At 73.0% G+C, this 25,641-nt stretch carries 27 protein-coding genes; 14 read left to right on the plus strand and 13 right to left on the minus strand.

Going from position 1 to position 25,641, the window contains the following annotated elements:
* Positions 1 to 308 precede the first annotated feature (308 nt).
* On the plus strand, positions 309 to 1,745 hold the full coding sequence (locus AMYNI_RS0104660; protein WP_157357249.1) for a Gfo/Idh/MocA family protein: 1,437 nt from the start codon (positions 309 to 311) through the stop codon (positions 1,743 to 1,745).
* 75 nt (positions 1,746 to 1,820) lie between these two features.
* Positions 1,821 to 2,606 (plus strand): DeoR/GlpR family DNA-binding transcription regulator, encoded by a 786-nt coding sequence (locus AMYNI_RS0104665; protein WP_020666818.1) that lies wholly within the window; start codon positions 1,821 to 1,823, stop codon positions 2,604 to 2,606.
* A gap of 57 nt (positions 2,607 to 2,663) precedes the next feature.
* Here the strand turns inward: AMYNI_RS0104665 and AMYNI_RS0104670 are convergent, their stop codons facing one another.
* The 4 genes from AMYNI_RS0104670 to AMYNI_RS0104685 are packed head-to-tail and all read right to left on the minus strand — an operon-like array spanning position 2,664 to position 6,238.
* Positions 2,664 to 3,494 carry a class II fructose-bisphosphate aldolase gene (locus AMYNI_RS0104670; protein ID WP_020666819.1) on the minus strand — a complete coding sequence of 277 codons (831 nt, stop codon included), beginning with the start codon at positions 3,492 to 3,494 and terminating at the stop codon, positions 2,664 to 2,666.
* Positions 3,495 to 3,510: 16 nt separating this feature from the next.
* On the minus strand, positions 3,511 to 4,425 hold the full coding sequence (locus AMYNI_RS0104675) for a 1-phosphofructokinase family hexose kinase (RefSeq protein ID WP_020666820.1): 915 nt from the start codon (positions 4,423 to 4,425) through the stop codon (positions 3,511 to 3,513).
* Positions 4,422 to 5,324 carry an ROK family protein gene (locus tag AMYNI_RS0104680; RefSeq protein ID WP_020666821.1) on the minus strand — a complete coding sequence of 301 codons (903 nt, stop codon included), beginning with the start codon at positions 5,322 to 5,324 and terminating at the stop codon, positions 4,422 to 4,424. Before AMYNI_RS0104680 ends, AMYNI_RS0104675 begins: the two co-directional genes overlap by 4 nt.
* Before the next feature lie 32 nt (positions 5,325 to 5,356).
* Entirely contained in the window at positions 5,357 to 6,238 is an 882-nt protein-coding gene (locus AMYNI_RS0104685) for an SIS domain-containing protein (protein WP_026360055.1), read from the minus strand.
* Positions 6,239 to 6,512: 274 nt separating this feature from the next.
* Between AMYNI_RS0104685 and AMYNI_RS0104690 the strand changes: the two genes are divergently transcribed.
* The 3 genes from AMYNI_RS0104690 to AMYNI_RS0104700 are packed head-to-tail and all read left to right on the plus strand — an operon-like array spanning position 6,513 to position 8,109.
* Complete coding sequence (locus AMYNI_RS0104690; protein WP_020666823.1) at positions 6,513 to 6,731, plus strand: CbtB domain-containing protein; 219 nt, start codon at positions 6,513 to 6,515, stop codon at positions 6,729 to 6,731.
* 19 nt (positions 6,732 to 6,750) lie between these two features.
* On the plus strand, positions 6,751 to 7,512 hold the full coding sequence (locus AMYNI_RS0104695; protein ID WP_026360056.1) for a CbtA family protein: 762 nt from the start codon (positions 6,751 to 6,753) through the stop codon (positions 7,510 to 7,512).
* A gap of 9 nt (positions 7,513 to 7,521) precedes the next feature.
* Positions 7,522 to 8,109 (plus strand): TetR/AcrR family transcriptional regulator, encoded by a 588-nt coding sequence (locus AMYNI_RS0104700; RefSeq protein ID WP_020666825.1) that lies wholly within the window; start codon positions 7,522 to 7,524, stop codon positions 8,107 to 8,109.
* Positions 8,110 to 8,129: 20 nt separating this feature from the next.
* Here the strand turns inward: AMYNI_RS0104700 and AMYNI_RS0104705 are convergent, their stop codons facing one another.
* Positions 8,130 to 9,647, minus strand: a complete 1,518-nt coding sequence (locus tag AMYNI_RS0104705; RefSeq protein WP_020666826.1) for a cobyric acid synthase — start codon at positions 9,645 to 9,647, stop codon at positions 8,130 to 8,132.
* Positions 9,644 to 10,576 carry a cobalamin biosynthesis protein gene (locus AMYNI_RS0104710; protein ID WP_020666827.1) on the minus strand — a complete coding sequence of 311 codons (933 nt, stop codon included), beginning with the start codon at positions 10,574 to 10,576 and terminating at the stop codon, positions 9,644 to 9,646. The genes AMYNI_RS0104705 and AMYNI_RS0104710 overlap by 4 nt, the downstream gene beginning before the upstream one ends.
* 68 nt (positions 10,577 to 10,644) lie before the next feature.
* Here AMYNI_RS0104710 and AMYNI_RS0104715 point away from each other — a divergent pair, with 68 nt between their 5' ends.
* Genes AMYNI_RS0104715 through AMYNI_RS0104725 form a run of 3 tightly spaced genes read left to right on the plus strand, consistent with a single transcriptional unit; the run spans position 10,645 to position 13,051 of the window.
* Positions 10,645 to 11,265 (plus strand): bifunctional adenosylcobinamide kinase/adenosylcobinamide-phosphate guanylyltransferase, encoded by a 621-nt coding sequence (locus AMYNI_RS0104715; protein WP_020666828.1) that lies wholly within the window; start codon positions 10,645 to 10,647, stop codon positions 11,263 to 11,265.
* Positions 11,262 to 12,305, plus strand: coding sequence for a nicotinate-nucleotide--dimethylbenzimidazole phosphoribosyltransferase (cobT, locus tag AMYNI_RS0104720; RefSeq protein WP_020666829.1), 1,044 nt, complete (start codon positions 11,262 to 11,264; stop codon positions 12,303 to 12,305). Before AMYNI_RS0104715 ends, cobT begins: the two co-directional genes overlap by 4 nt.
* A 14-nt stretch (positions 12,306 to 12,319) precedes the next feature.
* On the plus strand, positions 12,320 to 13,051 hold the full coding sequence (locus AMYNI_RS0104725; protein ID WP_040406500.1) for an adenosylcobinamide-GDP ribazoletransferase: 732 nt from the start codon (positions 12,320 to 12,322) through the stop codon (positions 13,049 to 13,051).
* A 32-nt stretch (positions 13,052 to 13,083) separates the two neighbouring features.
* On the opposite strand, the gene cobC is transcribed toward AMYNI_RS0104725, so the two are convergent.
* Genes cobC through AMYNI_RS0104745 form a run of 4 tightly spaced genes read right to left on the minus strand, consistent with a single transcriptional unit; the run spans position 13,084 to position 18,078 of the window.
* The gene (cobC, locus tag AMYNI_RS0104730; protein WP_020666831.1) at positions 13,084 to 14,187 is read right to left on the minus strand and encodes an Rv2231c family histidinol phosphate aminotransferase CobC; all 1,104 of its coding nucleotides are present in this window, start codon (positions 14,185 to 14,187) and stop codon (positions 13,084 to 13,086) included.
* Entirely contained in the window at positions 14,120 to 15,457 is a 1,338-nt protein-coding gene (locus AMYNI_RS0104735) for a cobyrinic acid a,c-diamide synthase CobB (protein WP_026360057.1), read from the minus strand. The genes cobC and AMYNI_RS0104735 overlap by 68 nt, the downstream gene beginning before the upstream one ends.
* Before the next feature lie 15 nt (positions 15,458 to 15,472).
* Positions 15,473 to 16,087 carry a cob(I)yrinic acid a,c-diamide adenosyltransferase gene (gene cobO / locus AMYNI_RS0104740; protein ID WP_020666833.1) on the minus strand — a complete coding sequence of 205 codons (615 nt, stop codon included), beginning with the start codon at positions 16,085 to 16,087 and terminating at the stop codon, positions 15,473 to 15,475.
* Positions 16,087 to 18,078 carry a putative cobaltochelatase gene (locus AMYNI_RS0104745; protein WP_020666834.1) on the minus strand — a complete coding sequence of 664 codons (1,992 nt, stop codon included), beginning with the start codon at positions 18,076 to 18,078 and terminating at the stop codon, positions 16,087 to 16,089. Before AMYNI_RS0104745 ends, cobO begins: the two co-directional genes overlap by 1 nt.
* A gap of 256 nt (positions 18,079 to 18,334) precedes the next feature.
* On the opposite strand from AMYNI_RS0104745, the gene cbiE reads away from it, so the two are divergent.
* A complete protein-coding gene (cbiE, locus tag AMYNI_RS0104750; RefSeq protein ID WP_020666835.1) occupies positions 18,335 to 19,543 on the plus strand; it encodes a precorrin-6y C5,15-methyltransferase (decarboxylating) subunit CbiE in 1,209 nt (402 codons plus the stop codon).
* Positions 19,544 to 19,559: 16 nt separating this feature from the next.
* Positions 19,560 to 20,327 carry a precorrin-4 C(11)-methyltransferase gene (gene cobM / locus AMYNI_RS0104755; protein ID WP_020666836.1) on the plus strand — a complete coding sequence of 256 codons (768 nt, stop codon included), beginning with the start codon at positions 19,560 to 19,562 and terminating at the stop codon, positions 20,325 to 20,327.
* Here the strand turns inward: cobM and AMYNI_RS0104760 are convergent.
* Positions 20,324 to 20,734 carry a winged helix-turn-helix transcriptional regulator gene (locus tag AMYNI_RS0104760; protein WP_020666837.1) on the minus strand — a complete coding sequence of 137 codons (411 nt, stop codon included), beginning with the start codon at positions 20,732 to 20,734 and terminating at the stop codon, positions 20,324 to 20,326. The genes cobM and AMYNI_RS0104760 overlap by 4 nt on opposite strands.
* Positions 20,735 to 20,830: 96 nt before the next feature.
* Here AMYNI_RS0104760 and AMYNI_RS0104765 point away from each other — a divergent pair, with 96 nt between their 5' ends.
* A complete protein-coding gene (locus AMYNI_RS0104765; RefSeq protein WP_020666838.1) occupies positions 20,831 to 21,772 on the plus strand; it encodes an NADP-dependent oxidoreductase in 942 nt (313 codons plus the stop codon).
* Here AMYNI_RS0104765 and AMYNI_RS0104770 read toward each other — a convergent pair.
* Positions 21,769 to 22,647 carry an LLM class flavin-dependent oxidoreductase gene (locus tag AMYNI_RS0104770; protein ID WP_020666839.1) on the minus strand — a complete coding sequence of 293 codons (879 nt, stop codon included), beginning with the start codon at positions 22,645 to 22,647 and terminating at the stop codon, positions 21,769 to 21,771. The two genes, AMYNI_RS0104765 and AMYNI_RS0104770, sit on opposite strands and share 4 nt — an antisense overlap.
* Positions 22,648 to 22,693: 46 nt before the next feature.
* Here AMYNI_RS0104770 and AMYNI_RS0104775 point away from each other — a divergent pair, with 46 nt between their 5' ends.
* Positions 22,694 to 23,050, plus strand: coding sequence for a hypothetical protein (locus tag AMYNI_RS0104775; RefSeq protein ID WP_020666840.1), 357 nt, complete (start codon positions 22,694 to 22,696; stop codon positions 23,048 to 23,050).
* 66 nt (positions 23,051 to 23,116) lie between these two features.
* On the opposite strand, the gene AMYNI_RS0104780 is transcribed toward AMYNI_RS0104775, so the two are convergent.
* Positions 23,117 to 24,214, minus strand: coding sequence for a cobalt-precorrin-5B (C(1))-methyltransferase (locus tag AMYNI_RS0104780; protein WP_020666841.1), 1,098 nt, complete (start codon positions 24,212 to 24,214; stop codon positions 23,117 to 23,119).
* A gap of 25 nt (positions 24,215 to 24,239) precedes the next feature.
* On the opposite strand from AMYNI_RS0104780, the gene AMYNI_RS0104785 reads away from it, so the two are divergent.
* On the plus strand, positions 24,240 to 24,977 hold the full coding sequence (locus tag AMYNI_RS0104785) for a cobalt-precorrin-6A reductase (protein ID WP_026360058.1): 738 nt from the start codon (positions 24,240 to 24,242) through the stop codon (positions 24,975 to 24,977).
* Entirely contained in the window at positions 24,974 to 25,633 is a 660-nt protein-coding gene (bluB, locus tag AMYNI_RS0104790) for a 5,6-dimethylbenzimidazole synthase (protein ID WP_020666843.1), read from the plus strand. The genes AMYNI_RS0104785 and bluB overlap by 4 nt, the downstream gene beginning before the upstream one ends.
* The last annotated feature ends 8 nt before the right edge of the window (positions 25,634 to 25,641 follow it).

The following is a 25,641-nucleotide window of genomic DNA, read 5'->3' on the forward strand; positions in this document are numbered from 1 at the left end:
TGCTTTTCCTGCCGGTCTTGCCTGACCTTCCGCGAGCTTCCCGCATGGTCACCACCTGATCGAAGTCAGCAGATTTCGCGCAGATTCTGCACGTTGGTGCGCAGTTTTGTTCGATTTCACGCAGTTGTCAACAGTCGCACTCGGAGGAAGCTGCGCGAACGTCACCTAGAGGCTACGCGTGATCACCGTGTGCACAAGTGCTCGATCTTGCTCTTTTCTGATCGAAATTACGTGAAAGCCTTGACTTGCATGCACTTTCGATCGGATCCTCGGAGCATCACCGAGACCCGCCCATGATGGAGGCGCAGATGGTCGACGAACCCCACCCCGAGCTGTCCCGGCTGTCCCGCCGGACCGCGCTGCGAACCGGCGCCGGTGCCGTCGCCGCCGGAGCAGGCATGGCCGCGCTGGGCACCGGTCCCGCGGCCGCCGCGGAAAGTGGCTCCAGCGACTTCAGTGGCTTCAGTGGCTTCAGCGCGGACGAATGGTCGCCGAAGCCGCGGGGCAAGACGATGATGGGCGTCCCCTTCGAACCGCGGGCGACGGTGCGGGTCGGCATCATCGGCCTCGGCAACCGGGGCGCGTCGATGCTGCCGTTGTTCCTCGCCGTGCCGGAAGTGCGGGTAACCGCCATCTGCGACATCAACGCGGACTTCGTGGCGAAGGCATCGGCGGCCATCACCAAGGCCGGCCAGCCCGCCCCGGCCACCTTCACCGGCAGCGACCACGCCTTCGAAAAGCTCTGCCGGCGCGACGACGTGGACTTCGTCTACGTGGCAACACCTTGGGAATGGCACACCACCATGTCGCTGGCCGCGATGCGGGGCGGCAAGCACGTCGGCTCGGAGTGCCCGATCGCGACCACGGTGGCCGACCTGTGGGAGCTGGTGAACACCTCCGAGCAGACCCGGCGGCACTGCATCCAGCTGGAGAACTGCTGCTACGGGCAGAACGAGCTGCGGGTGCTGCGGATGGCGCACGAAGGCCTGTTCGGCGAGCTGCTGCACGGCTCCGGCGCCTACCTGCACGACCTGCGCGAGCTGCTCTTCTCCGACACCTACTACCAGGGCCAGTGGCGGCGCGGCTGGCACACCAAGGTCAACGGCGACCTCTACCCCACGCACGGCCTCGGCCCGGTCGCGTCCTACATGGACATCAACAGGGGTGACCGGCTGGTCCGGATCAGCTCGATGAGCACGCCCGCGCTCGGCCTCGCCGACTACCGCGCCAAGCACGTGCCGGCCGGCGACCCCAAGTGGCGCGAGCGCTACGTGGACGGCGACGTCACGATGAGCCTGCTGCAGACCGAACGCGGCCGGGTCATCCACCTGGTGCACGGCGTCTCGAACCCGCACCCGTACTCCCGGCTGAACCACCTGGCCGGCACCAACGGGGTGTTCGAGGACTACCCGGCGCGGATCTACCTCGAGCCGAAGCACTCGGGCGACCGCTGGGGCAGCTTCGCCGACTTCGCCGGCTACGACCACTGGCTGTGGAAGGACGTCGGCCCCGGCCCCGGCGGGCACGGCGGAATGGACTACCTGATGGTCTACCGGCTGGCCCAGACCATGCGGCTCGGGCTCGCGCCGGACATCGACGTCTACGACTCCGCGGCCTGGAACGCACCGTTCGCGCTCAGCGCGATGTCGGTCCAGCGCGGCGGCACGCCGATCCCCTTCCCGGACTTCACCCGCGGCGCCTGGAAGACTCCGCACCCCGGAACCGACTCGCCGAAGCCGGGCTGAGCCGTTCGGCCCTACCCGCACCGCCGCGCGTAGTAGTTTCGGTGCAACTTGCAACCGCGGTGGAAGGGTCGAGGCGTGGATCGGCACGAACGGCTGAGTGCCCTGCTGGACATGATCGGGCAGCGGGACAAGATCGACGTCGAGCAGACGGCCGAAGAGCTCGACGTGTCACCCGCGACGATCCGTCGCGACCTCGACCACCTGGCAGGGCGCCAGCTGCTCACCCGCACCCGCGGCGGGGCGGTGGCCAGCAACGTCGCCTACGACCTGCCGCTGCGGCACAAGGCGGCCAGGCACGCGCCGGAGAAGCAGCGGATCAGCGCGGCGGCCTCCCGGCTGGTCGAGCGCGGCATGGTGATCGGGCTCAACGGCGGCACCACCAGCACCGAGGTGGGCCGCGCGGTGGCCACCCGGCCGGACTTCAACGACCGCGGCGACACCCCGGCGCTGACCGTGGTGACCAACGCGCTGAACATCGCCAACGAGCTGGCGGTGCGGCCGAACATCAAGATCGTGGTGACCGGCGGGGTGGCCCGGCAGCATTCCTTCGAGCTGACCGGGCCGCTGGCCACGCTGATCCTGCACGAGATCACCCTGGACGTGGTCTTCCTCGGCGTGGACGCCTTCGACCCCGCCCGCGGCGCCTACGCGCACCACGAGGGCGAGGCCAGCATCAACAAGCTGATGGCTTCGCGGGCCAGGCAGGTGGTCGTGGTCGCGGACAGCTCGAAACTGGGCGGGCACGCGTTCGCGCAGATCAGCCCGACCTCGGCGGTGCACCTGCTGATCACCGACACCGACGCGGACCCGGCCACCGTCACCGCCTTCGAAACCGAAGGCGTCAAAGTCCTCACCGCCTAGCTCTCCCGGTGGTCCCTCAAGGCCACCTTAGGGGCGTTGAACGCCCTCATGGTGGCCTTAAGGGGCGGCCAGCAGGGTGAGCAGGCGGGTGACTTCGGCGGCGAGGTGGTCGCGGCCGGCGCCGAGGTACTTGCGGGGGTCGACGGTGCCGGGGCGGTCGGTGAGGAAGGCCCGCATCCCGGCGGTGAACTCCTTGTTCAGCTGGGTGGCGATATTGATCTTGGCCATGCCGGCCCGCACCGCGGCGGCGAGGTGCTCGTCCGCCACCCCGGACGAACCGTGCAGCACCAGCGGGACCGGCACCGCCGCCCGCAGCTCCGCGATCAGCCCGAAGTCCAGTGCGGCGTCGCGGGTGAGCATCGCGTGCGAGCTGCCGACCGCCACCGCGAGCGCGTCCACCCCGGTCGCTTCGACGAACGCGGCCGCCTCGGCCGGATCGGTGCGCGCGCCCGGCGCGTGCACCCCGTCCTTGCCGCCGACCTCGCCAAGCTCGGCCTCCACCCATACTCCGCGTCCGTGGCAGTGGGCGACCATCTCCCTGGTGGCCCGCACGTTCTCCGGGTAGTCCAGCGCGGAGCCGTCGAACATCACCGAGCCGAAGCCGAGCTCGACCGCCTCGCGCACCAGCTCCGGCGACTCGGCGTGGTCCAGGTGCACCGCGACCTCCACCTCGGCCGCCCGCGCCGCGGCCAGCATCGCCGAGCCGATCGGCGCCAGCGCGCCGTGGTAGCGCACCGCGTTCTGGCTCAGCTGCAGGATCACCGGCTGCCCGGCGGCGGTGGCCCCGGCGACGATCCCGGTCAGGTGCTCGATCCCGATCACGTTGAACGCGCCGCACCCGCCGTCGCCCCGCGCCGCGAGCACTTCCCCCGCCCCAACCAGCGACATGACCCTTCCCTCTCTTTCACGGACCATCGAGTTGCGTGACGGTGACGGAGTGGTGTTCGGAGCGGTAGTGCGCCAGGTCGACGTCGCCGGCGAGCTGGCCGAGCACGGCGGCGGCCGACAGGGCGACGGCGCGGCGGAGCACGGCGGGCCAGCCGGCGCCCCGCGCGAGTTCCAGCGCGATACCGGCGACGGCGGCATCCCCGGCGCCGGTGGGGTTGCCGGTCAGGACCTCGGAGGGTTTCGCCAGCCATTCCCCGTCAGCGGTACTGGCCAGCAGGCCGTCCTCGCCGAGCGACACCAGCACCGCACCGGCGCCGCCCTCGCGCAGCGCGGCGGCCGCGGCCCGCGGGTCGCCGATCCCGGTCACCTCGAGCAGTTCGGCCAGGTTGGGCTTGACCACGGACGGGCGGGCGGCCAGCCCGGCCAGCAGCGCGTCGCCCGAAGTGTCCAGCACGGACGGTCCGGCCGCGGCACCGAGCAGCCGCGCGTACCCGTCCGCGGGCGCGCCGGGCGGCAGGCTGCCCGAGCACACCAGCACCGACGCCGCCGGTGCCAGCCGCTCGACCAGCCAGGTGAGCGCGGCCCATTCGCGTTCGGTCAGCTCCGCACCCGGCTCGTTGAGCAGCGTGACGGTCTTGTCCATTGTGGACACCAGGGTGGTGGTCCGCCGGGAGTTCGCGCCGATCGCGACCAGCTCGTGCCGAATACCGGCCGCAGCCAGGTCGGCGCGCAGCGACTCGCCGTCCGGCCCGCCCGCGGTGCCCGCCGCGCAGACCGTCACCCCAAGCGTGTGCAGCACCCTCGCCACGTTCACGCCCTTGCCACCGGCCCGCCGGTCCACCCTGCTCGCCCGGTGCGCGCGGTCGGGCACCAGCCGGTCGAGCGTGTAGGTGACGTCGAGCGCGGTGTTCGGGGTGACGGTCAGGATCATCCGGCCGCCTCCAGCGCGAGCAGGCCGGCCCCGAGACAGCCCGCCTCGTCGCCCAGTTCGGCGACCCGCAGCTCCGGCATCCGCTGGAAGGTCAGCCGCGCGGAAAGCCAGTGCCGCAATGGGTCGAGCACGAAGTCCCCGGCGCCGAACAGGCCGCCGCCGAGCACTACCACCTCCGGCGCCAGCAGGGTGGTCAGCGTGTGGATGCCCCGGCCGAGAGCGTGCACGGCTTCCTCGAGCACCGCGGCGGCATCCGGGTCGCCCGCGCGAGCGGCTTGCACCACCTGTTCCGCACCGGCCGCCGGCCGCCCGGTCCGCGCGGCGAACCGCCGGGCGATCGCTGCCGCGGACGCGATCGCCTCCAGGCAGCCGGTGGCCCCGCAGCCGCACTTCTCCTGGTGCCCCACGTCGATGTGGCCGAGCTCGCCGGCCAGCCCGCCCGCACGGTACGGCCGGCCGTCCAGCAGCAGGGCGGCCGCGATCCCGGTACCGACCGGCAGCACGACCGCGCTGGCGAAACCGCGAGCCGCGCCGAGCCGGTACTCGGCCAGCCCGCCCGCGGTGACGTCGTGCCCGAAGGCCACCGGAACGTCCAGCCGGCGGCGCAGCAGGTCCGCGAACGGCACCTCGCGCCAGCCGAGGTTCGCGGAGAACCGGGCGATCCCGGCCTGGTCGTCCACGATCCCGGGGATCACCACGCCCACCGCCGCCACCTGCCGGTCGAATCCGGCCACCAGCCGGGCGACCTGGTCGCCGATCGCCTCCGCGGTGGCGGTGCCGTCCGTTCCGCGCGCGGTGGGTTCGCGCAGGGCCGCGAGCTGCCGCAGCTCCTCGTCGAGCAGGGCCGCCTTGACACTCGTGCCGCCCACGTCGAAGGCCGCGACCAGTTTTTCAGTCATGGGCGGATTCTTTCCGAAGCCGTGCGGCCAGGTCAGCCCAGTACGACCGAGCGGGTCAGGTTCCTCGGGTTGTCCGGGTCCAGCCCGCGATCCGCGGCCAGCGCGCCGGCCACTAGCTGGGCGCGGACCAGGTCCGCCAGCGGGTCCAGCTCGTCGTCCACGAAGGTGCCGCCCGCCCGCCGGACGTCCTCCGCCAGTCCCTCGGGGGCCGGACCGAACATCCAGGTGACCCGGCCGGCCTCGCTGATGCTGATCGGGCCGTGCCGGTACTCCCAGGCGGGGTAGGACTCGGTCCAGCTCAGCGACGCCTCGCGGAACTTCAGCGCGGCCTCGTTGGCGATGCCGACGGTCCAGCCGGTGCCGAGGAAGGTGAACTGGGTGGCCTTGCGCACCTGCTCGTCGACCGGGGCCGCGAGAATCGCCTCGGCCTGCCGGATCGCGCGGGTGACGTCCTCGCCGAGATGGCTGCGCAGCAGTGCCAGCGTGGTGGTCGCGAACCTGGTCTGGACCACTGAGCGCTCGTCGCTGAAGGACAGATCGACCACGGTGTCCGCGACCGCGGCGATCTCGCTGGGCACCCCGGTGATCACCGTGGTCGGGGTCTGCCCGCGCAGCGCCTCCAGCAGCCGCAGCACCTCGGTCGTGGTGCCGGAGCGCGAAATCGCCACCACCTCGTCGTAGCTGCGGCCCATCGGGAACTCGGAAGCCGCGAAGGCATCGGTGTAGCCGAGGCCGGCCGACTCCCGCAGCACCGCGTAGGACTCGCCGATGAACCGGGACGTGCCGCAGCCGACCACGGCCACCCGGCGGCCCGGCTGGGGCAGCGAAGCCCGCGACGACGTCGCGAGCTCGCTCGCCGTACGCCAGCGGGCCGGCTGGCTGGCGATCTCCTCGTCCATGAAAGAGCGCGTCATGAGCTTCACCCTAGATGCTTGTTTATGCGTGGTCAATCGACGTTTCGCTCACTTTCGATCATTTCCTGCCGGAGAGTCGATCAGCTCACGTTGACTCGCCCTCAACCGCCGACCTACTCTCGTCCGGCTAGGCGACGACGACCGGAATGCGGTGAGAATCCGCGCGGACGCGCCACTGTTACTTCGCCGAACCGGCGGAGAAGTCAGACCCGGTGCCGTCGCAGTGATCCGAGCACCATCCGAACGAGGCCGCGCCAGCCCGAGGAGGCCCCCGATGACGTCCCAGGCCGCCATCCCCGCAGTATCGATTCCTTCGCCCGTCCGCATCCCGATCCGCGAGATCCTGCCCTGGGCCGTCTTCTTCGGCCTGCTCGCGCTGATCGCGCTGTACTTCGTGAGCACCGAGCAAGGCGCTTTCGCGGTGTTCGCGAACAACCTGGTGCACGAATTCGTGCACGACGGCAGGCACCTGCTCGCCTTCCCCTGCCACTGAGCGGGCGGGCGAGGGGAAGATGATGAGGACCCTGCTGGTCCGCGGCATGCTCGCGGGCCTGATCGCCGGTGTGCTGGCGACCCTGTTCGCGTACTTGTTCGGCGAGCCTTCGGTGAACGCGGCGATCGGCATCGAAGAAGCCGGTTCGGCCGCGCACTCGCACGTCCATGACGCGTCGTCCCCGGCGCCGGAAACCGAACCGGCGGAAGAGGAACTGGTCAGCCGGGACGTGCAGAGCACGCTCGGCCTGTTCACCGGTGTCGGCGGCTACGGCGTCGCGGTCGGCGGACTCTTCTCGCTGGCGTTCGCGTTCGGCTACGGCCGCGTCGGCACGCTGCGGCCACGGCACACCTCGGCGCTGCTCGCGGCCGGCGCCTTCGTGGTGGTGTTCGGGGTGCCGTTCCTGAAGTACCCGGCGAACCCGCCCGCGGTCGGGCAGCCGGGCACGATCGGCGACCGGACCGGGCTGTACTTCGCCTTCGTCGCGCTGTCACTGGTTTTCGGCGTCGCCGCGACGGTGGCCGGGCGCAAGCTCGCCGACCGGCTCGGCGCGTGGACCGGCGGACTGCTCGGCGTGGCGGGCTATCTGGTCGCGATCGGCGTCACCGCCTGGCTGATGCCCGCCATCGACGAGGTGCCGGCGGAGTTCCCCGGGTCCACCCTGTGGAACTTCCGGATCGCTTCGGCCGGCACGCAGTTCGTGCTGTGGACCGTGCTGGGGCTGACCTTCGGGGCGCTGGCCGAGAAGGCCTTCAGCCGCGAACGAGCCGAGGTCGCCTAGCATTCGCGGATGAGTGACAGGGCGCCCGACCCGTCCCGGCGCAGTGAACGTTCCCGGCAGGCCATCCTGGCCGCCGCGTTCGAGCTGCTCGGCGAGTCCGGGTACGCGAAGCTGACGATCGAGGCGATCGCGGCGCGGGCGGGGGTCGGCAAGCAGACCATCTACCGGTGGTGGCCGTCCAAGGGCTCGGTGCTCTTCGACGCCTTCCTGGCGTTCGGCGAAGACCGCGTGCTGGAGCTGCCGGACACCGGCGACCTCGCGGCCGATCTCCGGTCGGTCGCGAGGTCGGGCGTCGACGAACTGGTGAACCCGCGCTTCGACCTGCCCTACCGCGCGCTGCTCACCGAAGTCCAGCACGACCCCGGCCTTTCCGCCGAGCTGCTCGACCAGTTCCACGGGCCGCTGCTGGCCGCGACGAAGCAGCGGCTGCGCGGCGCGCAGGAAACCGGCGAAGTGGCCGCGGACCTCGACCTGGACCTGGCCTTCGAACTGCTGTGGGGCGCGTTCTACTACCGCTGGCTGCTGCGCACCGGCCCGCTCACGCACGACTACGCGGACGCCGCCGTAGCCCTCGTCCTTCGCGCCCTCTCCCCCTGACCCCAAGGGCAAAAAGCCGGCTATTTGCCGGGGTGGCCGCCGGGGTGGCCGGGTGGGAGGAGGGGCAGGGATGGGGGAGGGCCGTGGGTGGCGAGGTGGAGCAGGGCGGCGGTGTCGAGGTGCTCGTCGATGGCGTCGGCCAGTCCGTCCAACATGGACTCCCGGAGGGTGGCGAACCCCGGCGCGCCGGGCGAGGGCGACCAGTCGACCCCGGCCTGCGCGGCAGCTTCGGCCAGCCAGGCACGGCGGAAGCCGTCGTTGTCGAAGGCGCCGTGCCAGGTGGTCCCCCACACCGAGCCGCGCCGCCAGCCATCCAGAAATGGCTCCACAGCGGGACTTTCCTCTTCAAGTGCGGCACTGCCGTGGTGGATCTCGTAGGCCGGTACGGCGTGTCCGCGCCAGTGCCCGGACGGCCTGCCGAGCACCTTCTCCGCGGCGAAGGTGACCGTCGTGGGCAGCAGCCCGAGCCCTTCGACGACGCCCTCCCCCGATTCCAGCTCGTCGCAGATGCGTCCGGCCAGCATCTGGTAGCCGCCGCAGATGCCGAGCACCGGGCGGCCGGCTTCGGCCCGCGCCCGCAGCGGCGCGGCCAGCCCGCGCTCCCGCAGCCAGCGCAGATCGTGCACGGTGGCCCTGGTTCCCGGCAGCACCACCACATCCGCCTCGGCCACCTGGTCCGGGTCGGCGGTCAGCCCGACCGCCACCCCCGGTTCGGCGGCCAGCGCGTCCACGTCGGTCGCGTTGGAGGCGCGGGGAAAACGCAGCACCGCAATCCTCAGCGGACGCCCTGTGGCTCTCGCCCGCTGCCCGGCCCAGCCGGCCGCTGCCAACGCGTCCTCCGAGTCGATCCACACCCCGTCCAGCCAGGGCAGCACGCCGAGCACCGGGCGCCCGGTGAGCTCGGCCAGCCGGTCAAGGCCGGGCCGCAGCAGGCCGACGTCGCCGCGGAACTTGTTCACGATCCAGCCCGCCAGCAGCGCCTGGTCCGCGCCGTCGAGCAGGGCCAAGGTGCCGAACATGGACGCCAGCACCCCGCCGCGGTCGATGTCGCCGACCACCACCACCGGCAGCCCGAACCGCCTGGCCAGCCCCAGGTTCACGTAGTCGCCGGCCCTCAGGTTGATCTCGGCCGGGCTGCCGGCGCCCTCGCAGACCACCACGTCGAACCGGTCGCGCAAGTCGGCCAGTGCGTCGAAGGCGATCCCGGCCAGTGCGGTCCGGCCGGTGGCGTACTCGCCGGCGTCCAGCACGCCGAACGGCTTGCCCATCGCGATCACGTGGCTGCGCCGGTCGCTGCCCGGTTTGAGCAGCACCGGGTTCAGCGCGGCCTCCGGTTCGATCCGGGCGGCCACCGCCTGCAGCCACTGCGCCCTGCCGATCTCCGCGCCGTCCGCGCAGACCATCGAGTTGTTCGACATGTTCTGCGCCTTGAACGGCGCCACCCGCACCCCCCTGCGGGACAGCCAGCGGCAGATTCCGGCGGTGACAAGGCTTTTCCCGGCGTCCGAGGTGGTACCCGCGACCAGCAGCCCGCTCATCGGGCCAGTCCCACCGCGAGGATCAGCGCGGCCAGCCCGACCGCCCTGGACAGGGTCACCGCCCGGCGCAGGTCCTCGGTGCCCGGCGCGGGCCCGTCCCCGAGCACACCGCGGTCCTCGGTCTCGCCGTGGTAGCTGTTCACCCCGCCGAGCCGGACGCCCAGCGCACCGGCGAACGCGGCCTCCACCTGACCGGCGTTCGGGCTGGGGTGTCTCGCCCCGTCGCGGCGCCAGATCCGCCACGCCTGGTCCGGCCGTCCGCCCGCCGCGGCCGCGCACAGCACGGCGGCCAGCGCGCCCGCCCTGGCCGGCACCAGGTTCGCCAGGTCGTCGCCGCGCGCGGTGGCCCAGCCGAACCGCAGATGCCGCGGCGAACGGTGGCCGACCATGGCGTCCAAAGTGTTCAGCGCCCGGTAGCCGAGCAGTCCCGGCAGCCCGGCCACCGCGCCCCACAGCAGCGGCGCGACCACCGCGTCCGACGTGTTCTCCGCGATCGACTCGGTAGCCGCACGCGCCAGCGCGGCGGAGTCGAGGCCATCGGCGTCCCGGCCGCAGAGATGCGACAACCGCAGCCGCGCGGCGGGCAGGTCGCCGCGGTCGAGCAGCTCCGCCATCGCGGCACCTTCACCGGCCAGCCCGCGCCCGCCCAGCACGGTCCAGGTGGCGAGCGCGGTCGCGGCGAACCGGGTGGCGGGCCGGTGCCGGGTCGCGGCCTGCACAGCGAGCCCGAGCGCAACCGGCAGGCCGGTGCAGAGCACCGCGTAACCGATTCCCCTTGTCTTCGATCCGGCCCACACGCGCCGTTCCAGCGCGGCGGCGGCGCGGCCGAACAGCGCCACCGGATGCCCGCGCCGCGGGTCGCCGAACAGGGCATCGGCCGCATATCCGGCGACAAGACCGGCCGCCGGGACCGGACCGCGCACGCGCATCACGCCCGTCCGCGCAAAACAGCCAGTGCCACGACCGGCACCCTAGTGCTTCGGCGACAATGCGGGTTATGACCAAGCTGACCCAGCGGCTCGCGGCCCTGCTCGAAATGGTGGCGCGGCTGCTCCGGCGGTACGCGCGCGGAGACCAGAAGGTACTGGTCCTCGGCGGTGTCCGCTCCGGGAAGTCCCGGCACGCCGAACGGCTCATGACCCGCCACCCCGAGGTGGTCTACGTCGCGGCCGGGCTGCCGCCGAGCGAGGACGATCCGGAATGGGCGGCCAGGGTCGCCGCGCACCGCGCGCGCCGGCCGGCGAACTGGCGGACGCTGGAGACCAGCGACCTGGCGAAGGTGCTGCGGGAGGCGTCGCGCCCGCTGCTGATCGACTGCCTCGGCACCTGGTTGAGCCGGGTGCTGGACGAGGTCGGTGCCTGGCAGCAGACCGAAGGCTGGGAGCTGCGGCTGGACGAGCGGCTGGAGGACTTCCTCGCCGCATGGGCCGGCGCGCACGTGCCGGTGGTGGCGGTGAGCAACGAGGTGGGCAGCGGGGTGGTGCCGGGCACCGTCGCCGGGCGGCTGTTCCGCGATGTGCTGGGCGCGTTGAACACCAGGGTCGCGGCCGGCTCGGACAGCGTCCGGCTGGTGGTCGCCGGGCGGCTGCTGGAATTGAGCGAAGAGCGTGCAGCGTGACCGGCTTCGAGATTCCGGTGCCGGATGCCGAGGCCGAGGCCGAAGCGGTCCGTCGGCTGGACGGGCTGGTGAAACCGGTCGGCGCGCTGGGCAGGCTGGAGGAGGTGGCCGCCTGGCTCTGTGCCGCGCACGGCGAGGTGCCGCCGCGGCCACTCGACGACGTGCGGGTGGTGGTGTTCGCCGGGGACCACGGGGTGACCGCGGCCGAATCCCCCGCGGTTTCCGCTTATCCGCGGGAGATCACCGCGGCCATGGTGCGGGTGTTCCTCGCCGGCGACAGCGGGGTGAGCGTGCTCGCCGGTACCGTCGGCGCGCGGGTGCGGGTGCGCGACATCGCGGTGGACGACGAGCTGGCCGGGGTGCCGGCGGAGGTGTCCGAGTACAAGATCCGCCGTGGTTCCGGCTCGATCGACGTGGAAGACGCGCTGCTGCCCGGTGAGGCGGAACGCGCTTTCGAGGCGGGCCGCGCGATCGCGGACGTCGAGGTGGACGCGGGTGCGGAGCTGCTGATCCCCGGGGACATGGGGATCGGGAACAGCACGGTGGCGGCCGCGCTGGTGGCCGCGTCCACCGGACTGTCCGGGGTGGAGGTGGCCGGCACCGGCACCGGGGTGGACGCCGCCGGGCTGTCGCGCAAGGCCGCGGTGATCGACGCCGCGCTGACCAGGGCGGCCGGGCGGGCCGGCGAGCCGTTCGAGCTGCTCACCGCGCTGGGCAGTGCGTGCGCCGCGGCCACCGCGGGTTTCCTGGTGCAGGGCGCGGCTCGCGGGGTTCCGGTGCTGCTGGACGGGGTCTTCTCCAGCGCGGCGGCTTTGGTCGCGCACGACCTCGCGCCCGGCGCGGCGAACTGGTGGCTGGCCGGGCATCGCTCGACCGAACCCGCGCAGGCGTTCGCGCTGGGGAAGCTGGGCCTGGTGCCGCTGCTGGATCTCGGGCTGCGACTCGGTGAAGGCAGCGGTGCGGTGCAGGCGGTGCCGATCCTGCGGTCCGCGCGGGCGGTGCTGGCCGAAATGGGCTCGCTGGCGGATCTCGACCTGTGAGGGACGCGCTGCGGATGGCCTTCGGCACGCTGACCGCGTTGCCGGTGCCGCCGCCAGGACGCATCGACCGGCGGGTGGCCGGTGCCGCGATGCTGCTCGCCGTGCCGGCCGCGGTGCCGCTGGCCGTAGTCGCCGGGCTGGTCGTGCTCGGCGGGGAGGTGGTCGGGCTGCCCGCTTTCGCGACCGCGGTGCTCGCCGTTGGCGCGGTGGCGCTGGCCTCCCGCGGGCTGCATCTGGACGGGCTGGCCGACACCGCGGACGGGCTCGGCGCGTCGTACGACCGCAAGCGGGCGCTGGACGTGATGCGCCGCGGCGACTCGGGACCGGCCGGGGTGGCGACCCTGGTCTTCGTGCTGCTCGCCCAGTGCGCCGGGTTGTCCGGGGCGGTCGCCGCCGGGCACGGGGTGGCCGCGGCCGTGCTCGGGGTGCTGGCCGGTCGGGCGACGCTTTCCCTGTGCTGCGCCAAGGGAGTTCCCTCCGCGCGAGCCGAAGGATTGGGCGCGACGGTCGCCGAGTCGGTGGCGGTTCCGTTGGCGGCACTGGTCTTCCTGCTGCTCGCCGGGCTTTCGGTGCTCTCACCCGGCCTGACGTGGTGGCGTGGCCCGCTGGCCGTCGTACTCGCCTACGCGGCCGCCGCCCTGCTGCTCGCCCGCTGCGTCCGGCGACTCGGCGGCATCACCGGCGACGTGCTCGGCGGCTGCGTCGAACTCGCCACCGCAGCCGCCTTTCTCGCCCTGGCCTCGTGAGTGAAAAATGTTGCCCTGGCAACACTTTTCACTCACGACGCCAGTAGGCGACCCAGCTGCTCGAGGAAGTCGCCGGTGATCTCCCGGTCCCGGACCGCCATGCGGAGCCAGTCGGTGCCGAGGCCGGGGAAGGTGTCGCCGCGGCGGACCGCGTAACCGGCCGCGCGCAGGCGTTCCCGGACGCGGTCCGCGCCGGGCAGGCGCACCAGCACGAACGGTCCGCGCGGCCGCCCGCTCACCTCGACCCCGAGCCGGCGCAGGCCGTCCAGCAGGTACCGGCGGTCGTGCTCGGCCGACTCGGCCAGCCCGGCCGCCTCCGCGACCGCCGCCGGGGCGCTGCACGCCGCCACCGCGACCGCGGCCGGGGTGGACACCGACCACGGCGGCTGCACCGCCCGCAGCCGGTCGAGCGGTTCCCGGTCGCCGAGCAGGTACCCGGCCCGCAGCCCCGCGATGCCCCAGGTCTTGGTCAGGCTGCGGATCACCAGCAGCCCGGGGACCCGTTGGCCGGCGAGGGTTTCCGGTTCACCGGGGACCGCGTCCATGAAGGCCTCGTCCACCACCAGCAGCCGGCCGGGCCGGACCAGGTCCAGGATCGCCGCCGCCGGGTGCAGCACCGAAGTCGGGTTGGTCGGGTTGCCCAACACGACCAGGTCCGCGTCCTCGGGCACGGCGTCGGGTTTCAGCACGAAACCGTCCGCGGCCGACAGCAGCACCCGGTGCACCGGGTGCCCGGCCGCCCGCAGCGCCGCCTCCGGCTCGGTGAACTGCGGGTGCACGACCGCCGCGCGGCGCGGGGTGAAAGCGTTGGCCAGCAAGGTGAACGCCTCCGCCGCGCCGGCGGTGACCAGCACCTCCCCTGCGGCAAGCCGGTGCCGCGACGCGACCGCTTCGGTGGCCGCGCGGACGTCCGGGTACGCCGCCAGGTCCGCCACACTCGCCATCAGCACGCGACGCAGCCACTCGGGTGGCGCGGGCAGCCGGACGTTCACCGCCAGGTCCACCAGCCCGGCGCCGACCTCCCGGTCGCCGTGGTGGCACAGGTCGACCGTACCGTCCACGAACGGCTCAACCACGGGCGCGCACCGCAGCCGCGAACCGCCGCGCCAGCTCCGGATGACCGGCCCAGTGCACATGCAGGTAGGACGCGTGCACCGTCGCCGTCGCGAAGCCCTCGCCCTCGCCGTCCCACCGCCAGGCCGGCGATTCCCCTTGCCCTGGCACGACTTCCGTGCGGTGGAACTCGTGCCCGGTGACCCGCTGGCCTGCTTCGGCGAGCAGGTTCGCCGAGGGCGCGTCCGCCTTCCGGTAGCCCAGCGCGCCACGCCGGGTCATCCGCGCCGACGCTGGCAGCACCCCGGCCATCGGCAGCCCGTCGAGCTCCTGGCACAGGTACAGCAGCCCGGCGCATTCCGCGACCACCGGCATCCCGCTGCGCGCCGCCTCGGCCACCGCGGTGCGCAGCGGCTCGTTCGCGGACAGCTCGTCCGCGTGCACCTCGGGAAACCCGCCGCCGAAGTACAGGCCGCCACAACCGTCGGGCAAAGCCTTGTCGTGCAACGGATCCAGGTCCACCACCCGGACACCGGCGGCGGCCAGCAGCTCGGCCGTCTCGGTGTAGCGGAAGGTGAACGCCGGCCCGGCCGCGGCGGCGACCACCGCCGGCGGCCCCGATTCGACCTCGGCGGCGGGATCCCAGGCAGGCCCGGCCAGCGGCGGTGCCGACCCGGCGACCCGGAGCACCGCCGCCAGGTCAACCCCTTCGGTGATCCAGTCGGCCAGCCTGGGCAGCATCCGTCGCGACTCCGCGATCCGCTCCCCCGCCGGGACCAGGCCGAGATGCCGGCTCGGCGCGTGGATGTCGTCGGTCCGCCGCAACGCGCCGAGCACCTCGATCCCGGTCGGCGCCAGCGCCGCCCTGATCTCGTCCTCGTGCCGCTGCGAGCCGAGCTTGTTCAGGATCACCCCGGCCAGCCGGACGGCCGGGTCGTAGTGCGCGAAACCCAGCACCACCGCGGCCACGCTCCGGCTGGCCGCGCTGGCGTCCACCACCAGCACCACCGGCGCGTCCAGCAGGCGCGCGACATGCGCGGTGGACGCGTAACCCTCGGTGCCGAGCGCGCCGTCGAACAGGCCCATCACGCCCTCGATCACGGCCAGCTCCGCGTCACCGGCACCGTGGCGCAGCAGCGGCACCAGCCGGTGTTCGCCCTGCAGGAACGGATCCAGGTTCCGGGCGGGCCGCCCGGTGGCCAGCGCGTGGTAGCCGGGATCGATGAAGTCGGGACCGACCTTGTGCCCGGACACCCGCAGCCCGCGCCCGCGCAGCGCGGCCATCAGCCCGGCGGCGACGGTGGTCTTGCCGTGCCCGGAACCCGGCGCCGCGATCACCACCCGCGCTACCACCCGGTCACCACGCGGTCACCATTCGATGCCCCGCTGGCCCTTTTGCCCGGCGTCCATCGGATGCTTCACCTTGGTCATCCGCACCACCAGGTCCGCGGCCTCGATCAGCTCCTCCGGCGCGTTGCGGCCGGTGATCACCACGTGCTGCCGGCCCGGCCTGCCGGTCAGCGCGTGCACCACCTCGGCCACGTCCACCCAGCCCCAGTGCAGCGGATAGCTGAACTCGTCGAGCACGTAGAAGTCGTGCCGCTGCTCGGAAAGCCGGCGCCGGATCTCCGCCCAGCCCTCGCGCGCGTTCGCCGCGTGGTCCTCTTCGGTGCCGGACTTGCGCGCCCAGCTCCAGCCCTCGCCCATCTTGTGCCACTCCACCGGCCCGCCCTGCCCGGTGGACGCGTGCAACTCGCCCAGCGCGCGGAACGCGGACTCCTCGCCCACCTTCCACTTCGCGGACTTCACGAACTGGAACACGCCGACCGACCAGCCCTGGTTCCACGCTCGCAGCGCCATCCCGAAGGCGGCGGTGGACTTGCCCTTCATCTCCCCGGTGTGCACCACCAGCAACGGCCGGTTGCGGCGCTGGCGCGTGGTCAGCCCGTCCTCCGGCACGACCTCCGGCTTCCCTTTGGGCATTACGCGGCCCTCCCGGTCCTGGAACGCACGGCACCAGCCAGCGCGTCCGCGGCGACCTCGCCCAGCGCCACGTGCTCGCCGCCGAGCCGGTCGGCCAGTTCGGCGGCGAGGCCGAGCCGCATCCGGCCGGTCTCGCAGTCCATCACCACCGACGTCACCCCGGCGGCCGCGAGCAGCCCGGCGGCCGTCTGCGACCTGGCGACCGCGTCCTGGCCGCTGGTCGCCCTGCCATCGGTGACCAGCACCAGCAGCGGACGGCGGCGCGGGTCGCGCAGCGCCTCCACGCGCAGCACGTGCGCCGCCTTCAGCAGCCCCTCGGCCAGCGGGGTGCGGCCACCGGTCGGCAGCGCCTCCAGCCGGGACGCCGCCGCGTCCACGCTGATCGTCGGCGGCAGCGCCAGCTCCGCCTCCGCGGCACGGAAGGTGACCAGGCCGACCTTGTCCCGGCGCTGGTACGCGTCCAGCAGCAGGGACAGCACGGCGGATTTGACCTCGCGCATCCTGGCCCGCGCGCCCATCGAGCCGGACGCGTCCACGCAGAACAGCACCAGATTGCCCTCGCGCCCTTCGCGCAACGCGAACCGCAGATCCCGCGACCGCAGCTCGAGCCCGGCCCCGGACCTGCCCCTGGCCCGCTGGTGCGGCGCCGCCGCCCGCACCGTCGCCAGCAGATGCGGCCGCCCGGTCCGCTCCCCCGCCGGCCGGACCCCCACGGTCCGACCGGTTTCGGTGATCGCCCGCGACCGCCTCCCCTGCGCCCCTTCCCCGGTGCCCGCCACCGTGAACACCCTCGCCCGATACGGGCTCCCGCTCCCGACCGTCCGCTGCCCGCCACCGTGTTGGCCGTCCACGTCGCCGTGTTGGCCGTCCCCGTCATCCGGTTGGCCGTCCCCGTCACCGAGTTGGCCGTTTTCCGGCGCCGGACCGGAATCCGGCTCGCCGCCCGGGCCAGGACCGTCCGGTGGTGGCTCGTCCTCGGGCGGCTGTGCGTCCCGCAGCGCCTGCTCCAACTGCTCGGAGTCGATGCCCGGCGCGTCGAACGGGTTGCGCCGGCGCCGATGCGGCAGCGCCAGCCTGGCCGCCACCCTGATGTCCTCGGTGCCCACCTCTTCCCGACCGCACCAGGCGGCGTGCGCGGTCGCGGTGCGCGCGGTCACGATGTCCGCGCGCATCCCGTCCACCTCGAAGGACGCGCACACCTCGGCGATCTGCCGCAACGCGTCATCGGTCAGCCGGACCGAACCGAGAAGTCCTTGCGCCGCCTGGATTTCCACCGCCAGCTCGGCGTCGTCACCGGCATAGCGGGCGGCGAAGGCGTCCGGGTCGGCCTCGTAGTCCAGCCGACGGCGGATCACCTCCACCCGCTGCTCCGGGTCACGGCTGGAAGCCACCTCGACGGTCAGCCCGAACCGGTCCAGCAGCTGCGGGCGCAGCTCGCCCTCCTCCGGGTTCATCGTGCCGATCAGCACGAACCTGGCCGCGTGCGAAACGGACACGCCCTCGCGCTCCACGGTGGCCCGGCCCATCGCGGCCGCGTCCAGCAGGGTGTCCACCAGATGGTCGTGCAGCAGGTTGACCTCGTCCACGTAGAGCAGTCCGCGGTGCGCCGCGGCCAGCAGCCCCGGCTGGTAGTCGGTCACCCCGGCGCCGAGCGCGCGCTCCAGGTTCAGCGAACCGACCACCCTGTCCTCCGCCGCGCCCACCGGCAGTTCGACCAGCTTCGCGGGCCGCCGGTGCGACGGCGCCGCGGCCGGGTGGGGACCGTCCGGGCAAGCCGGGTCCGGGACCGCCGGGTCGCAGGAGAACCGGCAGTCCTCCACCACCCGCACCCCCGGCAGCAGGCCGGCCAGCGCCCGCACCATGGTCGACTTCGCGGTGCCCTTCTCGCCGCGCACCAGCACCCCGCCGATCGCCGGGGAGATCGCGGAAAGCACCAGGGCAAGCCGGAGATCCGACATGCCGACAACCGCGGTGAACGGATACGGCCGCATACGACTCCTCGCCTCGAGTGGGTGTCCACGCCCACTGAAACCGGTGCGTGCGACGGAAACCCGTGGCACGCAACGGCCTGCCGAAGCTCTGACTCCCGGCCCGGTTCGGGCCGGTCACAGTGGCGGGACCGCCCTGGACTCGCGCGGGAAGCGCTCACCAGGTTCCTCGGCGGCCGTCGGCCAGATCATCGCACATCGTCAGCGGCCGGAAACGTGAGAAAACCGACCGCCAAGCCACCCAGTAGCGTCAGGCACCGTGTCCGGAGAACAGACGATCACCGTGGTGGGCATCGGCGCCGACGGCTGGGCCGGGCTGGGCGAACCGGCCATGGCCGCGGTCACCGAAGCCGAGGTGCTCTTCGGCGGCGCGCGTCAGCTGGATCTGGTGCCGGCCGGGCCGGTCAAGCTCAGCTGGCCGAGCCCGCTGCTGCCGAACCTGGACTCCCTGTTCGACGCGCACGCCGGGCGCCGGGTCTGCGTACTCGCCAGCGGCGACCCGCTGGTCTCCGGCATCGGCTCCACCCTCGTCCGGCGCTTCGGCGCGCAGCGGGTGCGGATCCTGCCGGCGGTCTCGTCGCCTTCGCTGGCGATGGCCAGGCTCGGCTGGCCCGCCGAGTCGGCCGAGGTGATCAGCCTGGTCGGCCGCGACGTGCACCGGGTCAACCGGGCGCTGGCGCCGGACGCGCGGCTGATCCTGCTCAGCTCCGACGCGTCCACCCCCGCCGCGGTGGCCGCGCTGCTGACCGCGCAGGGGTTCGGCGCGAGCTCGCTGACCGTGCTGGAAGAGCTCGGCGGCCCCGCCGAACGGCTGGTCCGCGGCACCGCGGCGGACTGGGCGCACCGCGACCTCGCCGCGCTCAACGTGCTGGCCGTGGAATGCCGGGCCGGCCGGGACGCGGCACCGCGGCCACCGGTACCCGGCCTGCCGGACGACGCCTTCGAGCACGACGGCCAGCTGACCAAACGGGACCTGCGCGCCGCGGCGCTGGCCAGGCTCGGCCCGTTTCCCGGGCAGTTGCTTTGGGACGTCGGGGCCGGCGCCGGCAGCGTGGCCGTGGAATGGTCGCGGGCGCACCCGCGGAACCGGGCGGTGGCGGTGGAACGGGCGCCAGAGCGGGCGGCCGCGATCCGGCGCAACGCGGACCGGCTCGGCGTGCCGGACCTGCGCGTGGTCACCGGGTCCGCCCCGGACGCGCTGGCCGGCCTGCCCGCCCCGGACGCGGTGTTCATCGGTGGCGGGCTGACCGTGCCCGGGGTCCTCGACGCCTGCCTTGCCGCGCTGGGCCGCGGCGGCAGGCTGGTCGCGCACGGGGTGACCGTGGAGTCCGAGCAGGCGCTCGCCGCCGGCTACGGCGAGCACGGCGGCGAGTTGATCCGGATCGCCGTCGAACAGGCCGCGCCGCTCGGTGGTTTCACCGGCTGGAAACCGGCCAGGACGGTGACCCAGTGGAGCATGACCAGATGAGCCTGGAGGCGACCGGATGACGGTGCATTTCATCGGGGCTGGCCCCGGCGCGGCGGACCTGATCACCGTGCGCGGGCGGGACCTGCTGGCCCGCTGCGAACTCTGCCTGTACCCGGGCAGCCTCACCCCGGACGATCTGCTGGCGTACTGCCCGCCGGGGGCGCGGCTGGTGGACACCGCCGGGCTGGATCTCGACCGGATCGTGGCCGAACTGGTCGAAGGGCACCGGGCGGGCAAGGAGGTCGCACGGCTGTGCTCCGGCGACCCGTCGATCTACAGCGCGGTGGCCGAGCAGGCCAGGCGGCTGGACGCGGCCGGTGTGCCCTACCGGATCACCCCGGGAGTGCCCGCCTTCGCCGCCGCGGCCGCGGTGCTCGGTCGTGAGCTGACCGTGCCGGAGGTCGGCCAGAGCCTGGTGCTGACCAGGGTGCGGGCCAGGTCCACGGCGATGCCGCCCGGGGAGACGCTGGCCGCCTTCGGTGCCACCGGCTCGACCTTGGCGCTGCATCTCGCGGTGAACCGGATCGAGCAGGTGGCCGAGGAGCTGCTGCCGCACTACGGGCCGGACTGCCCGGTGGCCGTGGTGGCCAGGGCGAGCCAGGACGCCGAGCAGGTGCTGCGGGGACGGCTGGACGAGATCGCCGGGCAGGTCCGCGCGGCCGGGATCGGTGCCGCGGCGATGATCTTCGTCGGCCGGGTGCTCGCCGCCGAAAGCTTCCCGGACAGCTTCCTCTACTCCCCCGGCCGCGACCGCTCCGCCCAGCCGCACTCTTCCCAGGGCTAGCTCGGCAGCGGTTCCGGAGCGAGCCGGGCCTTGCGGTCGTAGTCCTCCCTGGCGGCGAAGATCTCGTCGATGTGCGCGTAGGACCACTCGCCGATCGCGGCCAGCAGTTCCGCCGCGCCGACGCCGAGCTCGGTGCGGGAGTACTCGACCCGCGGCGGCACGGTCGGATACACCGTGCGGTGCACCAGGCCGTCCCGTTCCAGTGAGCGCAGCGTCTGGGTGAGCATCTTCTGCGTGATGCCGTCGAGCAGCCGGCGCAGCTCGTTGAACCGCATCGGCCCCTCGCGCAGCGAGCCCATCACCAGCACCGCCCACTTGTTGGCCAGCACCGCGAGCACGGTGCGGGCGGGACAGTCGCGCACGTAGAGCTCGGTGAGGCTGAGCCCGTCGGATTTGGTGGTATCCATCAGGTACCTGGATATCAAAAAGGTGCCTACTTCACAACAGGTACCGGGGTTCGCAGGATGGGGACACCAACTGGATCGACCCGAGGGGGAAACACGATGACGAACCGGATGAAAGCGGTGTCCTTCGCCGAGTTCGGCGGGCCGGAGGTGCTGGAGCTGGTCGAGCTGGACCGCCCGGAGCCCGGCCAAGGTGAGGTGCTGGTGCGCGTGCGCGCGACCTCGGTGAACCCGGCGGACTGGAAGATCCGCTCCGGCAAGGTGGGCGGCGACCTGGTCACGCTGCCCGCGGTACTCGGCCTGGACGTGTCCGGGGTGGTCGAGCGGACCGGCGAGGGCGTGACCGGCTTCGCCCCGGGCGACGAGGTCTACGGCCTGCCGTTCCCCCGCCTCGGCGGCTACGCCGAGTACCTGGTCACCGGGGAGGACACCCTCGCCCGCAAACCGCCGGGACTGGACCACGTGCACGCCGCGGCCCTGCCGTCGGCGGGGCTCACCGCCTGGCAGGCACTGGTGCGGGTGGCCGGGGTGAGCGCCGGGCAGCGGGTGCTGGTGCACGCCGCCGCCGGCGGGGTCGGCCATCTGGCCGTGCAGATCGCCAAGGCGCGCGGCGCCCACGTGCTCGGCACCGCGAGCGCGGCGAAGCACGAGTTCCTGCGCGGCCTCGGCATCGACGAGCCGATCGACTACTCCAGCACCGACTTCGCCGAGGCGGCAGGCGAGGTGGACGCCGTGCTCGACCTGGTCGGCGGCGACTACGGCAAGCGCTCACTGCCCGCCCTGCGGCGCGGCGGGATCCTGCTCTGCGCCTCCGGGGCCGCTGACCCCGATACCGAAGAAGCCGCCGCAGCGCACGGAGTGCTTTTCCACCGGTTCTACGTGTCCCCGTCCGCGGCCGATCTGGACAGCCTCAGCGAGCTGATCGAGTCCGAGCGACTCCGGGTCGACGTCGGCCAGGTGCTGCCGCTGGCCGAAGCCGCCGAAGCACACCGGCTCAGCGAAACCGGCCGGGTGCGCGGCAAGATCGTGCTCACGCTCTAGCGGTCGAGGGAGGGCAACACCTCCGCGGCGACCTGTTCCAGCACGGACTCGCTGCCCGCGAAGACACCCTCGGACCGCGGCCACGGCGCCACCACGTCGGTGAAGCCGAGTTCGCCCGCCCGGCCGAGGAAATCCCGGTAACACTCCACACTGGACAGTGAGAAGACCGGGGCGGCGTCGGTCTGCAGGAACCGCCGCGGTTCGCCGTGCGGGCGGCCCGTTTCGGCCAGCGCTTCGTCGAACCGGGTGCCCACGTCGGCGACCGCGGCCCACCAGCCGTCCAACTCCTCCGCCTTGCCGCCGGTGGTGATCCAGCCATGGCCGAACCTGGCCGCCAGCCGCATCACCTTCGGCCCGTTGGCCGCCACCACGAACGGCACCCGCGGCCGCTGCACGCAACCCGGCGCGACTCGCGCCTGCACCGCCTCGTAGTACTCGCCCTGCCAGCTCACCGGCTCACCGGTGAGCAGCGCGTCCAGCAGTTCGATGAACTCGCCGAACCGCCGCCCTCGCCCGGAAACCACCCCGTCCGCTCCGAACACGGTGCTGTCGTAGTCGGTCGCGCTGCCGGCACCGAGGCCGACGGTGAGCCTGCCCTCGCTCACGTCGTCCAGCGCGGTCAGCTCACGGGCATACGGGATCGGGTGCCGGATGTTCGGCGAGGCCACCAGCGGGCCGAGTTCGATCCGGCTGGTGGCCAGCGCGGCCGCGGTCAGCGTCGGCACCGAGCCGAACCATGGACCGTCCACAAGGGACCGCCAGCCCAGGTGGTCGAAGGTCCAGGCGTGGTCGAACCCGTACCGCTCGACCGCCTGCCACTTCGGGCGGGCCACCGTCCAGCGGTACTCCGGCAGAATCGTGATCCCTACGCGCATGAAAACAAACTAGCCGCCGGCACCGACAGAAACCTACGCTGGCCCGATGACCGAGCTGGGCCACCGAAAGAGCAGGCTGCCCCCGCCGCCGCACGTCGTCTGGGACTCGCTGGCGCGCCCGCACCAACCGGACGCGCGGCCGTGGCTGGAGCTGCTCTCCGACGAGGTCGAGCCGCGGGTGGTGGCGGCGCAGCGGCCGGCGCTGGTGGTCTGGTCCTCGCTGTGGCCGAGCCGGCCGAACGACGAGATCCGCTTCGACCTCGAACCGGCCGGGGTGGAGACCGCCCTGCGCTGGACGCTGACCACCACCGGCGACACCCCGGACGAGAGCAAGCTCGGGCACCTGCGCTTCCGGCTGAACAAGCTGATCAACGAAAAGCTGCGGCACTCCTACGGCCAGTGACTCCGCCGATTCGCCGCCGCCCGTACGAGCCCAATGTGACGTTTGGTGTGTTCTATTGGCCGAACGTCACGTTGGGCTCGGTCCGGCCCGGCCGACGATGACGCCGGCGCGGTCGATCACCACCACGTCCAGCGAAATCGGCGCGTCGCCGAGTACCTCCGCGGCCACCGCGCGGGCCCGTTCGGCGACCAGCCCGCCCAGTTCCAGCCCCTCGGCCTCGGCCAGCCGGAGGGCGTGCAGCGCGGTGTTCGCCTCGGTGATCGGCCCGGCCAGCCCGGCGAACCCCGCCCGCTCCGCCAGTCCCGCGAGCAGCCCGAGGTCCACCTGCGACCGTTTCGAATGCAGGTCCAGATGCCCGGCCGCGAGCTTGCTGAACTTGGCGAACCCGCCGGCCAGCGACAGCCGGTCCACCGGGTGCCGCCGCAGGTACTTCAGCACCGCGCCGGCGAAGTCGCCCATGTCCAGCAGCGCGGTTTCCGGCAGCCCGTACAGCTCGGCCACCACCCGCTCCGAGGTGCTGCCGGTCGCACCGGCGACATGCGTCACGCCCATCGCCCGCGCAACGTCCACCCCGCGCCGGATGCTGTCGATCCACGCCGAACAGGAGTAGGGCACGACCACCCCGGTGGTGCCGAGCACGGACAGCCCGCCGAGGATGCCGAGCCGCGGGTTCCAGGTGTGCCGCGCCATCTCCTCGCCGTCCGGGATGGAGATCTCCACCAGCACGTCACCGGTACCGCCGTGCGCGGCCGCCACCCGGTGCACCGCCTCGGTGATCAGCCGCCGCGGCACCGGGTTGATCGCCGGCTCACCCACCTCCAGCGGCAGCCCCGGCCTGGTCACCGTGCCCACGCCCGGCCCTGCCGCGAAGGCGACCCCGCTGCCCGGTTCGCCGGCCCGCACGGTGGCCACGACCAGCGCGCCGTGCGTGACGTCCGGGTCGTCGCCCGCGTCCTTGATCACACCGGCGCTCGCCGACCCGGCCGCCCGCGACTCGGTGGCCAGCGCGAAACTCGGCCGCCGCCCCTTGGGCAGCAGCACCTCGACCGGGTCCGGGAACTCGCCGGTGAGCAGCGCGGTGTAGGCCGCGGTGGCCGCCGCGGTCGCGCAGGCGCCCGTGGTCCAGCCGTATCGCAGCCCTTCCGGGGTCCGTCGCTCAGCCATCTTCCATCGCGGGCAGTATCACCGCATGACCCTCGTACTGCTGCTGGGAGGCACCGCGGAGGCCCGCGAACTGGCCGCCGAACTGCATCGGCGCGGGATCGGCGTGGTGTCCTCGCTGGCCGGGCGGGTGAGCAGTCCCCGGCTGCCCACCGGGGAAGTGCGGATGGGCGGTTTCGGCGGTGTGCAGGGCTTGGCGCGGTGGCTGGCCGAGTTGGGCGTGACCGCTGTGGTGGATGCCACACATCCGTTCGCGGAGAAGATCGGCGGCAACGCGGTCACCGCCGCGCGGCTGGCCGGGGTGCCGCTGCTGCGGCTGCAACGGCTGGGCTGGCAGGAAGGCCCGGAGGACGACTGGCACTGGGCGGGCTCGCTGGCGGAGGCCGCGAATATGCTGCCGGACCTGGGCAAACGGGTCTTCCTCAGCACCGGGCGGCAGGGCTTGTCCGCCTTCGCGCACCTTCGGGACCTATGGTTTCTGGCCCGCTGCGTCGACCCGCCGGGCCCGCCGCTCCCGCCCCGGTTCGAGCTGCTCCTCGACCGCGGCCCGTACCTGTTGGAAGGGGAATCGGCCCTGCTCCGCGAGCATCGGATCCACGTGCTGGTCACCAAGGACAGCGGCGGCACGCACACCTCGGCGAAGCTCACCGCCGCCCGTACGCTCGGCCTGCCCGTGGTGGTCGTCCGCCGCCCGCCCCGGCCGGCGGCCCGCACCGTGGAGACCGTCGAGGCGGCCGCCAACTGGGTACTGCGAGGAACACCATGAACGACGAGCTCAACGCCTTCTACCGCGTCCTGGAGCGCCGCCGCGACGTCCGCGCGGAGTTCACCGGCGAGCCGATCCCGGAGGACGTGCTGACCAGGGTGCTGGCCGCGGCACACGCCGCACCGAGTGTCGGGCTCACCCAGCCGTGGGACTTCGTGCTGGTAGCGGCCGAGGACACCCGTCGCGCGTTCCGCGAGCACGTGCTCGCCGAGCGCGAGGCGTTCGCCGGCTCGCTGTCCGCCGAGCGCAACGGCACCTTCGGCAAGATCAAGATCGAGGGCATCCTGGAGTCCAGCCTCGGCGTGGTGGTGACCTACGACCCCACCCGCGGCGCTCCGGACGTGCTCGGCCGGCACGCCATCGCGGACGCCGGGCTGTACTCGGTCTGCCTCGCCATCCAGAACCTGTGGCTGGCGGCCACCGCCGAGGGCCTCGGCGTGGGCTGGGTCAGCTTCTACCGTGAGGAGCACCTGCGTGAACTGCTCGCCGTGCCCGCCGGGATCCGGCCGGTGGCGTGGCTCTGCCTCGGCCCCGTGCACACCCTCCAAGATGCCCCTGACCTGGAGAGACATGGTTGGCGAAGCCGTCGTCCACTGGCCGCCGCGGTGCACCGCGAACGGTTCCTTACTCGCCAGTCCGATGAGCAAACGGAGTAGCCCCACGC

It is taken from the genome of Amycolatopsis nigrescens CSC17Ta-90 (assembly GCF_000384315.1).
Classification (GTDB): domain Bacteria; phylum Actinomycetota; class Actinomycetes; order Mycobacteriales; family Pseudonocardiaceae; genus Amycolatopsis; species Amycolatopsis nigrescens.

Excerpts from the sequence above, each read along its gene's own strand:
- AMYNI_RS0104775 (WP_020666840.1), top strand. The coding sequence starts at position 22,694 with ATGACCGAGCTGGGCCACCGAAAGAGCAGGCTGCCCCCGCCGCCGCAC.
- AMYNI_RS0104695 (WP_026360056.1), top strand. The coding sequence starts at position 6,751 with ATGATGAGGACCCTGCTGGTCCGCGGCATGCTCGCGGGCCTGATCGCC.
- cobO (WP_020666833.1), bottom strand. The coding sequence starts at position 16,087 with ATGCCCAAAGGGAAGCCGGAGGTCGTGCCGGAGGACGGGCTGACCACG.
- AMYNI_RS0104745 (WP_020666834.1), bottom strand. The coding sequence starts at position 18,078 with ATGCGGCCGTATCCGTTCACCGCGGTTGTCGGCATGTCGGATCTCCGG.
- AMYNI_RS0104715 (WP_020666828.1), top strand. The coding sequence starts at position 10,645 with ATGACCAAGCTGACCCAGCGGCTCGCGGCCCTGCTCGAAATGGTGGCG.
- AMYNI_RS0104700 (WP_020666825.1), top strand. The coding sequence starts at position 7,522 with ATGAGTGACAGGGCGCCCGACCCGTCCCGGCGCAGTGAACGTTCCCGG.
- AMYNI_RS0104675 (WP_020666820.1), bottom strand. The coding sequence starts at position 4,425 with ATGATCCTGACCGTCACCCCGAACACCGCGCTCGACGTCACCTACACG.
- AMYNI_RS0104770 (WP_020666839.1), bottom strand. The coding sequence starts at position 22,647 with ATGCGCGTAGGGATCACGATTCTGCCGGAGTACCGCTGGACGGTGGCC.
- AMYNI_RS0104690 (WP_020666823.1), top strand. The coding sequence starts at position 6,513 with ATGACGTCCCAGGCCGCCATCCCCGCAGTATCGATTCCTTCGCCCGTC.
- AMYNI_RS0104685 (WP_026360055.1), bottom strand. The coding sequence starts at position 6,238 with ATGACGCGCTCTTTCATGGACGAGGAGATCGCCAGCCAGCCGGCCCGC.
- cobM (WP_020666836.1), top strand. The coding sequence starts at position 19,560 with ATGACGGTGCATTTCATCGGGGCTGGCCCCGGCGCGGCGGACCTGATC.
- AMYNI_RS0104660 (WP_157357249.1), top strand. The coding sequence starts at position 309 with ATGGTCGACGAACCCCACCCCGAGCTGTCCCGGCTGTCCCGCCGGACC.
- bluB (WP_020666843.1), top strand. The coding sequence starts at position 24,974 with ATGAACGACGAGCTCAACGCCTTCTACCGCGTCCTGGAGCGCCGCCGC.
- cobC (WP_020666831.1), bottom strand. The coding sequence starts at position 14,187 with ATGTGCACTGGGCCGGTCATCCGGAGCTGGCGCGGCGGTTCGCGGCTG.
- AMYNI_RS0104780 (WP_020666841.1), bottom strand. The coding sequence starts at position 24,214 with ATGGCTGAGCGACGGACCCCGGAAGGGCTGCGATACGGCTGGACCACG.
- AMYNI_RS0104765 (WP_020666838.1), top strand. The coding sequence starts at position 20,831 with ATGACGAACCGGATGAAAGCGGTGTCCTTCGCCGAGTTCGGCGGGCCG.
- AMYNI_RS0104710 (WP_020666827.1), bottom strand. The coding sequence starts at position 10,576 with ATGCGCGTGCGCGGTCCGGTCCCGGCGGCCGGTCTTGTCGCCGGATAT.
- AMYNI_RS0104760 (WP_020666837.1), bottom strand. The coding sequence starts at position 20,734 with ATGGATACCACCAAATCCGACGGGCTCAGCCTCACCGAGCTCTACGTG.
- AMYNI_RS0104680 (WP_020666821.1), bottom strand. The coding sequence starts at position 5,324 with ATGACTGAAAAACTGGTCGCGGCCTTCGACGTGGGCGGCACGAGTGTC.
- AMYNI_RS0104670 (WP_020666819.1), bottom strand. The coding sequence starts at position 3,494 with ATGTCGCTGGTTGGGGCGGGGGAAGTGCTCGCGGCGCGGGGCGACGGC.
- AMYNI_RS0104725 (WP_040406500.1), top strand. The coding sequence starts at position 12,320 with ATGGCCTTCGGCACGCTGACCGCGTTGCCGGTGCCGCCGCCAGGACGC.
- AMYNI_RS0104705 (WP_020666826.1), bottom strand. The coding sequence starts at position 9,647 with ATGAGCGGGCTGCTGGTCGCGGGTACCACCTCGGACGCCGGGAAAAGC.
- AMYNI_RS0104785 (WP_026360058.1), top strand. The coding sequence starts at position 24,240 with ATGACCCTCGTACTGCTGCTGGGAGGCACCGCGGAGGCCCGCGAACTG.